8 protein-coding genes are annotated in these 9,761 nt (G+C 47.0%); 3 read left to right on the top strand and 5 right to left on the bottom strand.

Going from position 1 to position 9,761, the window contains the following annotated elements; translation table 11 throughout:
• Positions 1-65 precede the first annotated feature (65 nt).
• Together murB and murC are read right to left on the bottom strand one after the other, a co-directional pair.
• Positions 66-1,034, bottom strand: coding sequence for a UDP-N-acetylmuramate dehydrogenase (murB, locus tag ACTIE0_RS20645; RefSeq protein WP_006669577.1), 969 nt, complete (start codon positions 1,032-1,034; stop codon positions 66-68).
• Positions 1,035-1,101: 67 nt separating this feature from the next.
• Positions 1,102-2,688 (bottom strand): UDP-N-acetylmuramate--L-alanine ligase, encoded by a 1,587-nt coding sequence (murC, locus tag ACTIE0_RS20650; RefSeq protein ID WP_006625492.1) that lies wholly within the window; start codon positions 2,686-2,688, stop codon positions 1,102-1,104.
• A gap of 624 nt (positions 2,689-3,312) precedes the next feature.
• Here murC and ACTIE0_RS20655 point away from each other — a divergent pair.
• Positions 3,313-4,326 (top strand): type I glyceraldehyde-3-phosphate dehydrogenase, encoded by a 1,014-nt coding sequence (locus ACTIE0_RS20655; RefSeq protein WP_006669576.1) that lies wholly within the window; start codon positions 3,313-3,315, stop codon positions 4,324-4,326.
• 27 nt (positions 4,327-4,353) lie between these two features.
• Here the strand turns inward: ACTIE0_RS20655 and thiL are convergent, their stop codons facing one another.
• The 3 genes from thiL to ACTIE0_RS20670 form a co-directional block, all read right to left on the bottom strand.
• Entirely contained in the window at positions 4,354-5,346 is a 993-nt protein-coding gene (gene thiL / locus ACTIE0_RS20660) for a thiamine-phosphate kinase (RefSeq protein WP_006669575.1), read from the bottom strand.
• Positions 5,347-5,375: 29 nt separating this feature from the next.
• Positions 5,376-6,851 carry an isochorismate synthase gene (locus tag ACTIE0_RS20665; protein ID WP_006669574.1) on the bottom strand — a complete coding sequence of 492 codons (1,476 nt, stop codon included), beginning with the start codon at positions 6,849-6,851 and terminating at the stop codon, positions 5,376-5,378.
• A gap of 164 nt (positions 6,852-7,015) precedes the next feature.
• The gene (locus ACTIE0_RS20670) at positions 7,016-7,171 is read right to left on the bottom strand and encodes a hypothetical protein (RefSeq protein ID WP_006625487.1); all 156 of its coding nucleotides are present in this window, start codon (positions 7,169-7,171) and stop codon (positions 7,016-7,018) included.
• On the opposite strand from ACTIE0_RS20670, the gene ACTIE0_RS20675 reads away from it, so the two are divergent.
• Positions 7,170-8,549 (top strand): cytochrome P450, encoded by a 1,380-nt coding sequence (locus ACTIE0_RS20675; RefSeq protein WP_006669573.1) that lies wholly within the window; start codon positions 7,170-7,172, stop codon positions 8,547-8,549. The two genes, ACTIE0_RS20670 and ACTIE0_RS20675, sit on opposite strands and share 2 nt — an antisense overlap.
• Positions 8,550-8,585: 36 nt before the next feature.
• Complete coding sequence (gene menA / locus ACTIE0_RS20680; RefSeq protein WP_035759563.1) at positions 8,586-9,482, top strand: 2-carboxy-1,4-naphthoquinone phytyltransferase; 897 nt, start codon at positions 8,586-8,588, stop codon at positions 9,480-9,482.
• The last annotated feature ends 279 nt before the right edge of the window (positions 9,483-9,761 follow it).

Here is a 9,761-nt window from a genome sequence, read left to right on the forward strand (position 1 = left end):
ATCTGGCAATAGGTTTATCCTCAACTCTTCTCGCTTATTATACCGTATTGCCCTAAAATGTTAACCTAATTTGAGATTAAATCATGCTCTCCGAGGATTCTCACCTCTGGCTCTAACAAACAGGACCACTGATGCTGAACTCGCTCTTGAACATGGTGTATCAGTTGAAAGATATCACTAGCGGTAGCCGAGCCGCAATTCAAGATAAAGTTAGCATGGCGTTCAGCCACTTGAGCGCCACCAATTTTATAACCCTTTAATCCCGTTTGTTCAATCAACCAGCCGGCCTTATGGGGTCCAGGGTTACGAAAAACACTGCCACAACTAGGTAAATGGTAGGGTTGAGATAGCCTTCGCTGTTGGAAATGTTCTGTAGTCTCAGCCATAACCTGTTCTGGGTCATAACCGGGCTGTAACTGGAATGTAGCCTGAGTAACTAGGCGATCGCTTCCCTGTAGATTAGAAGTACGATAGCGGTAGCCCAATTTTTCCGGGGGTAAAACCTGGAGAGTTCCCGAACGTTCCAGGATATGGGTATTAACTAAAATATCTGCTGTACAAGAAATATGAGCGCCAGCATTCATAACTATTGCTCCTCCGACAGTTCCCGGAATTCCCACCGCCCATTCTAAGCCACGCCAACCCATACGAGCAGCTTTCCAAGCCAAACGGGGCAAAGAAGCACCCGAACCGACCGTAAGCTGTCCAGTTTCCTGGTCAAAGTGAGTATGTCGCAGATAACGAGTACCAATCACCAAACCGCGCAAACCTCGATCGCTCACCAAAAGATTGGAACCGCCGCCCAATAAAGTAATCGGTAGTTCTTCGGCATTAGCCCATTCCAAACAAGCTAGTAACTGATCTAATCTTTGCGGTGCAGTATACCAGTCGGCGGGGCCTCCCACCCGAAACGAGGTTAGAGAAGCTAAGGAAACTTTAGACCGGATCACACAGTCATTACCCAGGAGGGTGATGGAGCGTTCCGGTTTTCCGTTCACTTGACCTAGGGAGCCAGAGGAAACAGTCATGACCATAATCAAATACTTCTTTAATGAGAAATGCCTGTAATTTAATCAGCACATTACATGAGTTAATATCCAGTTACGCAGTAACAGTGGGATTGATGCCAGAATTGTCATCGGATTGAAAGAATGCCATCACCTCTGGAATTACTCGGTTGAGGTTGCCAGCACCCAAAAACAGGACCAAATCTCCTGGTTTGAGCAGTTGACACAAGCGAGTTTTCACCGCCTCTAGGGAGGACTGGTAATCGACATGGGGATGATGTTCAGCAACGCGCGTGGCTAATTGTTGACCACTAATCCTGCCCGGATTGGCTTCTCCGGCGCTATAGATCTCGGTGAGCATAACTAAGTCTGCATCACCAAAGCACAGTGCGAAATCCTCCATAAGGGTTTCGGTGCGACTGTACCGGTGGGGCTGAAAAATGGCGACCACTCGTTTAATTTCCGAACCGGGATGAACAGGCGTGATGGCTGCTTCCGATAAGGTGGAGCTAAGACCACTGGAATTTTGAAGCCGCCCCCTAGCAGCAGCAAGTGTCACTCGAATTTCGCTAGGGTGGTGGGCATAATCATCAACAAATTGAATACCCCCATAATTCCCCCGATATTCAAAGCGTCGTTTAGTCCCAGGAAATTGTGCGATCGCCTGAGCAATCACAGAAAATTCCAAATTGAGTAACCGACCCACAGCCACGGTTGCCAAAGCATTACTGAGATTATGGGCTCCCAGCAATTGTAACTTTAGCAGACCGATCGCCTCACCTCGCTCATAAACCTGAGCCATGATGCCGTCAGCTAGATATTGAACAGCATCAACAGTATAGTCGGCATTAAACTGGGAGTTAATGCTGTAGCTAATGGTAGGTTTAAGGTAATCTCGAACCATTGTGCAGTCAATGCACCCCACAATAGTCTCACATTGATTGGCAAAAATCCTAAAGGTCGAGATCAATTGATCAAGAGTTTTGTAGTGGTCAGGATGATCAAGTTCAATATTAGTCACAACCCCTATATGGGATGCTAGTTTGACTAGGGAACCATCAGACTCATCAGCTTCGGCTACTAAATAAGGGCTATGTCCCACGCGGGCATTTCCTTCCCAAGCGTTCACCTCGCCACCCACCAGAATTGTCGGGTCCAAACCAGCTTTGAGCAATAGAAAAGCAATCAAGCTGCTGGTTGTAGTTTTACCATGAGTCCCGGCTACGGCAATACTTTGGTACTCAGCCATCAAAGCGGCTAGTAGGTCTGATCTATGAAAAATCGGACATCCTAACTCTCGGGCGACTTGATATTCGGGATTTTCGGGATGGATAGCTGTTGAACAAATAACTTGTGGCAGTTGCTGTTCTAACTGAGCGATCGAAGATGATTCTCTGGGTAAAGTGGCTTTCTCTGACGAGATTTTGCCTGATAGCCCAGAAGCCATTGACTCCCAATTATGCTTGGGGGTTTTAAAAATGTCAAAGTTGCTGGCATCTTGACTCCCAAAAATATGAGCCCCCATGGCTTCCAATCGTTCTGTGATATGGCTATTTTGCAGGTCTGAGCCAAAGACAGGCAAATTTCGCTGGGCTAAAATATAGGCAAGGGCTGACATTCCTATGCCACCAATGCCAATGAAATGAAATGGCCTGCCATTAAAATCGACAGTATTAGGCATTAACTATTCCTCAACACACCACACCACACCACACATCCAACAGGCGATTATCATATCAATAATTGCCGCTTGTTGGAAACTCAACCATAGCAAAGTATGGCAATTACAAGATTAAAAGGCGATCGCTCCGATGGAGGCAGAACGCTTTATGGTATTTGTATACTACATACTCCCGAAAATCGGAAATGACCGGATCCTACCTGCCCGCAATTAGGTGGGGAGCAAGGCCAACCGGGGCGGATGATATCTGAGACTCAAGGCCTCCCATAGCTTCAGGCGAGGGCATTTGGGGTCATCATTTCCTCCCCAGATCTGATCACGGAGCCTTAATTATCCTAAGTATGCGCCCCTAATCATAGTCGATCGCACCCGGAAGCAGAATCCCCCCTAACTATGAGGGAAGGCACAATAGCACACCCAGATCAGCAATTGGCTCTCTACCAGTGGGGATCTAGGGTAATGGAGGATTTGCTGTGAACTGACCAGGGACATCAAACCAAAAGTTTCGATACCTAAACTTCAGAAGAGGTCAGCCTTTAGGGTATGATTGGGGTCAAGATAAACTCACGTTATAGAAGGCGTAGGCCTTAGTTGGGCAATACTATCGTTAGGAGAAACAAGGTGATGAAAGTCGCAATCAACGGTTTTGGCAGGATCGGACGTAACTTTCTGCGTTGTTGGCTGACCAGAGGGGAAAATACTAATCTGGAAGTTACGGCTATCAATGACACTTCCGACCCCAAGACCAATGCTCATTTGCTGAAGTATGACTCAATGTTGGGGACTTTGCATGATGCCGATATCAAGGCTGATGAGAATTCCCTGATTGTCAATGGTAAGACGATTAAGTGCGTTTCTGACCGTAATCCTCTTAACCTCCCCTGGAGTGAATGGGGTATCGATCTGATCATTGAAGCGACAGGGGTATTTGTTACGGAAGAGGGAGCATCGAAGCATTTATCTGCTGGTGCGAAAAGGGTTCTGATTACTGCCCCAGGGAAAGGTGGCAATATTGGAACCTATGTAGTTGGTGTCAATGACCATAACTATGATCCCAATGCCCATGTTATTGTCAGTAATGCCAGTTGTACTACTAACTGTTTAGCCCCTGTGGTCAAGGTGTTGCAAGATAATTTCGGGATCATCAAAGGAACGATGACCACTACCCACAGTTACACTGGCGACCAGCGTTTGTTAGATGCTAGTCACCGGGATGTCCGACGGGCGCGGGCTGCTGCTCTGAATATTGTTCCTACCTCTACTGGTGCGGCTCAGGCTGTGGCTTTGGTGATTCCTGAACTGAAAGGTAAGCTGAATGGGATTGCTATGCGGGTTCCCACCCCTAACGTTTCTGTGGTGGACTTTGTGGCTCAGGTGGAGAAAACCACTTTCACCGAAGAAGTGAATAAGGCTCTCCAAGAAGCGGCAGAAGGACCCATGAAGGGAATTCTGGCTTATAGCGATCTGCCTCTGGTTTCTAGTGACTATCGCGGAAATAATGCTTCTTCTATTGTTGATGCTAGTTTGACAATGGTTATGGGTGGCGACTTGGTTAAAGTTGTGGCCTGGTATGACAACGAGTGGGGATACAGCCAACGGGTTGTAGACTTGGCTGAGATTGTGGCTAAACACTGGTAAGGGGACTCAGGGGGATTTTGGTTCAGATCAAAAGTGCTGAAATCCCTGTTTTTGGGTCAGGATAATTTCTGAGTTAGAGTGAGTACCTGTAAGTAGGATGGTTTCGGTCTCTGTTGTGGTAACACCAATGATGGCACTTCCTGGAATGTGTTTGATCAGTTGTTGGGCGCGATCGCATGGTAGACATAAAACTAACTCAAAATCCTCGCCGCCATAGAGTACCCAATCAAGGACGGTCTCTGCTGGGGCTAGTTGGAAAAGGGAGTTGGAATGGGGCAGTTTTTGGGCTTCGATTCTAGCTCCCACTCCACTGGCTTGGCTGATCTGCACGATCGCATCAGCTAAACCATCGCTGCTGTCCATACCAGCAATAATTAGGTGAGGATCGCTATCCCATAGCTTTTGTAGGCTGGGTAATATATCTAGTCGCGGTTGCGGATACTGATGATGGTGTTGAAGCGATCGCTTTTCGGTTTCTGATAGGGATGCACCTAAATTCTCATTTAGCAGCAATTCTAGTCCGGCTCGGGAGTGACCATGAGCGCCGCTGACCATGATCGCCCATTCTGGTTGTGCTGTCGATCGCTTAATAATTCGTTGGGGCGCAACTGTACCAATAGCAGTAATTGAGATGGTATTGATAGGGGAGCGACAAATATCGCCGCCGATAATTGGGGTTTGGAATTGGTCTAAACATTCAGCCATCCCCTCATATAACTGTTCAACCCAGTTAATAGGTGTTTCTCCTCTCAACCCCAAAGCTACGGTAATTCCTAGGGGAGAGGCTCCCATGGCTGCCAGATCTGACAAATTAGCGGATACTGATCTCCATCCTACTGCTATGGCGGGGGTAGTGCGATCGCTAAAATGACAGCCTTCGACTAACATATCAGTTGTCACCACCAGGGACTGATCAGCAACGGGACTGAGGACAGCGGCATCATCTCCCACTACTTCTAGGGGACAAAACCTTTTAACCATTGCTAATAACCCCTGTTCACCCAGATCTCGAATTTCCATAATGAGCAGTTAATCCAGCGATTTTTGTGTTATACTAAACCCCTGAGCAGTGCTTGTAGTTTAAGTTGAATTTCGGCTAATTCTTGCTCAGGTTCGGAGCCAGCGACTATTCCCGCCCCAGCGAACAGTCTAGCTCGATCGCTATCTATCAAAGCAGAACGGATACCTACGATAAATTCCCCATTACCATGATAGTCTACCCAACCCAAAGGAGCCGCATATAAGGAGCGGTCAAAGGTTTCGTATTGCCTAATTTGAGCGATCGCTACTTCGCAGGGAGTCCCGGCGGCGGCGGGGGTCGGGTGTAGTTTCGCCAATATATCTAAGAGGTGGATATCGGCGGATATGGGGGAGGTTATGGGGGTCCACAGGTGTTGAATATTGGATAACTGCATTAGTCTGGGTTTTGGCGATCGCTCTGGGGTCAAGCCTAGATGCAATAGACGTTCGATGATAAAATCGACTACGGCTTGATGTTCCCGTAGGTTTTTGTCACTGGAGAGGAGGCGGTGGGCGATTTCTGTATCTTCTGCTTGGGTTTCCCCACGGGGGGCAGAACCTGCCAGCGCATCGGTGCTACAATTACCTTGATTGACTGTAATTAGACGCTCTGGACTAGCACCGATAAAGTTTTTACCTTGGCTGTTTCCCGTGGAAAAAATGTAGCAGTCGGGATAAAGCGATCGCAAATTTGCCAGGGAATTGATGAGCCGAAAAGGTGTATCTGAGCAAATATCAAAGGCTTGGGATAGCACAACTTTACTGAGTTTTCCAGTAGAAATTAACCGCAAATTCTCCGATACAGAATGATGAAATTCCCCCACTTGTGGATTGATCCAAATAGTTTGCGGGTGTAATTTATTGGTGATTTCCGACTGTATTCTGCCACTTTGCAGACCATTAACCTTGTCGATTTTCCCCCATATAGAGGCAGTTACAGCCTCAATGTCCGATTTTTTGTCAACCAAAACATTGATTAACAAAGTATAGCGATCGCCTTTTTGATACAGTAGAATAGCTGGCAAAAATACCGTGGCGGCGGGGAACACCGGGCGGGAATGATAGTTATCTACATCCGGGTAATTCCTCAAATAATAATGTTCGGAATTGGATTGATAATTGTCCTGAAAAAAGGTGAAACTACAACAAAAAGCGGGCGCGGCTAAATTAGACTCCGATCCAGCGATAATCGTTCGGCGAAACCAAGCATCGATAAACTCTTGAGATTTGGCGAATCTTTCCCCGTTGTTAATAGTTAATTTTACCGCAGCATCCCCGCCGACGATCGCCTGTTTTGACTGAGCTTTTTCAAAATAAAAATGTGGCTTATCTTCCGTTAAGAATGCTTCCAGAAACCGGAGAGGGTCAACCGCATCAATTTCCCGAACAATACTAATAATTTGAGGGTCAGAATTGACAAGGCAATTTTGCTGGCACTCACACAGAAAGCGATGCAGTTCCCGGCGGTCTTGCCAAAGCAATTGGGGAGGAGGTACAGCCAGCATAGAATAGAATAACAGATCAATATAGGGATGTTACCAAGAAAACAGCCTTTGCGCCCAGAAGGTCAGTTATGAGAGCAATATACAACACTGACTGATATTGGTTCAAGACTTGGGAGGCTTGACCTAGCCGACAATTGGGAAAAATCAGTTCGGGAATTATGCCACTAGGCTGTAGAAAAGGCAATATTAGCGATCGCCACTGGGTGGTCTGTGGTAATAAACCTTAACAAATCCGGCCCTAGGAGAGGGTCAGAGGGGGATAAGGCGGTGGTATTATGGATTGACCCACCACTGAATTGGCTGCATTCGACTATACTCATGAAACTGCCTGATGGCCCTAGATTAATGTCCCCCCTGCAAATTTTGCAGCTTGTTATTGATCCTCCCAAATACCTAGAAAACTGTGCCGATAAATATGGCGATCGCTTTACTCTGCGGGTTTTGGGTAACAACTCGCCGCCGGTGGTTTTTTTTAGTCATCCAGAGGCGATCGAGGCAATTTTTGCAGGTTCTGAGGGTCTGTGTCCGGCTGATCAACTAGAATTAGGACGCATTACCCATGTATTTGAACCCCTGACCGGGCCACAGTCTTTAATTGCTAAAGACGGGTCGGAACACCAACGTTTGAGACAGTTGTTAATGCCACCCCTACACGGGAAGCAACTACCCCGCTATGGTGAGGCGATCGCCAATATTGCCCACTCCGTGACTGAAAACTGGTCTGTTGGCGATTGTATCTCTATCCGCCAGTATACCGCCCAAATGTCCCTACAAACCATTTTGCAGGTAGTTTTGGGGTTGGGTCCCGGTTATTTGTATGACCAACTGCAACAGACCCTAGAAACCTATTTAGAATGGGTGAATTCCCCCCTCAACTCCCTACAGTTTTTTTGGCCGGCTTTACAGCAAGATCTGGGTGCGGCGAGTCCCTGGGGCAAATTTCTCCGACAGCGACAACAAATTGATGATCTGATTTATACTGTCATAGCCGATCGCCGCCGGGAAGCCACAGGGGAAGATGTCCTATCTTTGCTAATTTCCGCCAGGGACGAAAACGGCGAGGGTATGAGCGATCGCGAATTGCGTGATCAGATTATCACCCTATTGTTGCTAGGTTATGATACCACTGCCTCAGCCACCGCTTGGGTGTTTTATTTAATTCATCAATTCCCCCACATTAGAGATCAACTTGTCGCCGAATTGCAGACCCTCGGAAGTGATAGCGACCCGACGCAGGCGGTGCAACTTCCCTATTTAACAGCAGTTTGTCGGGAGGCTTTGCGTCTGCACCCTATTGCTTTAATTTCTCAGCCTCGTGTGGTGCGTGAGTCTGTGACTATTCGCGGCGATCGCTTTGAACCTGGTACTATCTTAGTGCCGTGTATTCACCTAGCACAGATGCGATCGCAAACCTACCCAGAACCCAAAAAATTTCGACCAGAGAGATTTTTGGAACGTCGATTTTCCCCCTATGAATATTTCCCCTTTGGTGGAGGTTCTCGCAGTTGTATCGGCATGGCATTATCTCTATTTGAGATTAAAATCATCTTGGCGATCGTCCTCAGCCGTTGTCAATTTTCCCTCGCCGATTTGGGTCCCGTGCGTCCCGTGCGCCGAGGGATTACCATTGTGCCGTCGGATAACTTTAAACTAATTGTAGAAAATATCCGATCCTCCCCCATTCCCTCCCTCGTTTAAACTAGATTTTTGCCGACCATCTTCACTTAATAAATGATGACTACAAAACTGATTGCTGATTCCAATTCCAAACTTTGGTTAGCTGCCATTAAGCCACCCATGTACAGCGTCGCTATTATGCCTATTTGGGTCGGAACTGCCCTCGCCAAGTCGGAGACTGGTTTAATAAATTGGGGCGTGTTTATGGCTTTCCTAACCGCCGCTATTTTAATCTTAGCTTGGGAAAACCTACTTAATGATGTCTTTGATTCCGAGACTGGCATCGATAAAAATAAACATCATTCTCTCGTGAATTTAACCGGGAATAAAGCCCTAATTTTAACCATTGGTAATCTGTGCCTGTTAGTGGCGATCGCCCAAATTATGTTAATCTGTTGGTGGCAGCAAGATTTAACCGTTTTGGGGTTAATTATCCTCTCCTGTTTTTTAGGGTATCTTTACCAGGGGCCGCCTTTCCGTCTCGGTTATCAAGGCTTGGGGGAATTTCTCTGCTTTTTTGCCTTCGGACCGGTAGGAATGTCCGCCGTTTATTATAGTCAAACCCAAACCTGGTCACTGCTGAATTTAGCCGTCTCCCTTATAGTCGGAATAGCCACCAGCTTAATATTATTTTGTTCCCATTTTCACCAAGTAGAAGATGATATCGCCGCCGGAAAGCGATCGCCTATTGTCCGCTTAGGGACCCAACGCGGCGCGCAAATTTTACCCTGGTTTTGTGGTAGTATTTTCGGATTAACCCTAATTGGAGTCCTCGGCGGATTTTTCCCAATTTGGACTTTGTTAAGTTTTGCCGGAGTTTTCCCAGCCATTCAATTATGTCGCCATGTCCGAGAATATCATCATCAACCCCAACAGGTTAGCAATTGCAAATTCATCGCCGTTTCCGTTCACTTTTGGACTTGCTTCTTATTAGGCTTTGGGTTTATAATTTAGGCATACAGAAACATTGTAGGGTGCGTTAGGCGCTTTGGAAAACGGGAATCCAACTCAAGCAATTTCATCAGCGCCGTAACGCACCAATTCCCTCCCGTAGGGTGCGTTAGGCGCTTTGGAAAACGGCAATTAAACTCAAGCAATTTCATCAGCGCCGTAACGCACCAATTCCCTCCCGTAGGGTGCGTTAGGCGCTTTTTCCAACGGGAATCCAACTCAAGCAATTTCATCAGCGCCGTAACGCACCAATTCCCTCCCGTAGGGTGCGTTAGGCGCTTT

It is taken from the genome of Limnospira sp. (assembly GCF_051859755.1).
GTDB lineage: Bacteria > Cyanobacteriota > Cyanobacteriia > Cyanobacteriales > Microcoleaceae > Limnospira > Limnospira fusiformis.